This is a genomic window from Brachyspira catarrhinii, from assembly GCF_005518285.1.
Lineage (GTDB): Bacteria > Spirochaetota > Brachyspiria > Brachyspirales > Brachyspiraceae > Brachyspira > Brachyspira catarrhinii.
In genome coordinates this window covers 1-1,545 of sequence record NZ_SJDU01000474.1, presented here as the reverse complement: position 1 = coordinate 1,545, position 1,545 = coordinate 1, and the positions used below count along the sequence as shown (strand labels likewise).

2 protein-coding genes are annotated in these 1,545 nt (G+C 18.6%); both read right to left on the bottom strand.

Features of this window, described 5'->3' with window-relative positions:
* Positions 1-18: 18 nt before the first annotated feature.
* Complete coding sequence (locus EZH24_RS14280; RefSeq protein ID WP_161976162.1) at positions 19-183, bottom strand: hypothetical protein; 165 nt, start codon at positions 181-183, stop codon at positions 19-21.
* Positions 184-187: 4 nt separating this feature from the next.
* Positions 188-1,545: PD-(D/E)XK nuclease family protein (locus EZH24_RS11610; RefSeq protein ID WP_236847228.1), on the bottom strand; the 1,358-nt coding region annotated here is incomplete at its 5' end.

Here is a 1,545-nt window from a genome sequence, read left to right as displayed (position 1 = left end):
TATTAATTTACTAAGCCTTTATTTTACCATCAGCACAATATATTGAATAAAAGTTACTCCACTAATAATTTCAGATTCTACTGTGATTCCTCCAGATACTTGATAACCATTTTTTATATATTCATTTATTATTGTTTCTAATTTTTTTAAACTATCCGCTTTTAAAATCTTACATTCATTCATATATTTATCCTTTTTGTTTTATAGCATTTTCTAGTTTTTGTACTATTTTTCTTATTTCATCAGCTACTTTTATATAACTTGTATGATCATTTATATTTATTTCATCTTCATTAAAAAAATCCATATTTATATATTCTGATTCATACCAATTTTCCCAGCCTTTAACAGATTTTAACTTTCCAAATATATTTTCTATATTTAAAAATGTTTTATCATTTTGATTTATAGTTTTATATTGTACATAATAATATTTCAATAATGGGACAAAGAATAACTCTAATTCATCATCTAGTATATCTATACGAAAAAGCCAATCAGATTTTGATATTTTATTATCATTTGATATATGAGCTATTTTTAAATCTTTTAATTCATCTAATATTTTATAAAGAAAATTTTTTTGATAATCTTCTAATACTGAAATTGCATTTGAAAATAATTTTTTTAATTGAGATATATCTGATAAATTATTAATATCTATTTCTTTATTTGATTTTAAAAATTTTTTAATTATATCTTTTTCCATATTGTTCTCCTCTGTGGTATTGCTTATAATTTTTTCATTATCTCTTATTTGTATTAATGAAGAATATATTGATTGATATTTATCATTTTCTTTTAAAAATTTGTATTCTGTTAAAATATTATCTATCCAATTTGCTATATTATTATGTGATAAATAGCATATTCTATTTTCTATTTCCAATTTTTCTCTTAATTTATTGTCAATACTTTTGTTAGAAGGTGTTCTTCCATCTGGGGTTAAATAAACTATGAATATTTTATTCTCATCAATTTGTGTTTTTCTATTATCATAATATAATTTTAATTGTTCTTCTCCATCATCAGCATCAATTTTATTTTCTATAATTATTTCAAAATTTTTAGATTGAATTAATATATCAATTCTTCCTTTTGGAATATTAAATTCTTTATAAACTTTAATATCATTTATATTTTTTATTTTTTTATTTCTACATTCATATTCTATTATGTATGTAGAAAATATTTTTGCAAAATTTATTTCTGTATTATTTTCTTTGAAAGATGTATTAAAAATATTGAATAATAAAAAACTATTTGGAACTTCAATTCTTGATGCTTCTAATAAATTGATAATATTTATTTGCGGAGCTAATTTTTCTTTACCTTTATTAATTTCATTTATAATATTTTCTTTTTCAAGAATAAAGTATTTTAAATAATTTAATAAATTATGTTTATACTGAGAGTAATAAGATATAAAGTTTGATAAGAAATTAATACAATTATTTTCATTCATAATGATATGATTATAGCAAAGTATATATTTTTGTAAAGTATATATTTTTGTAAAGTATATATTTTTGTAAAGTATATATT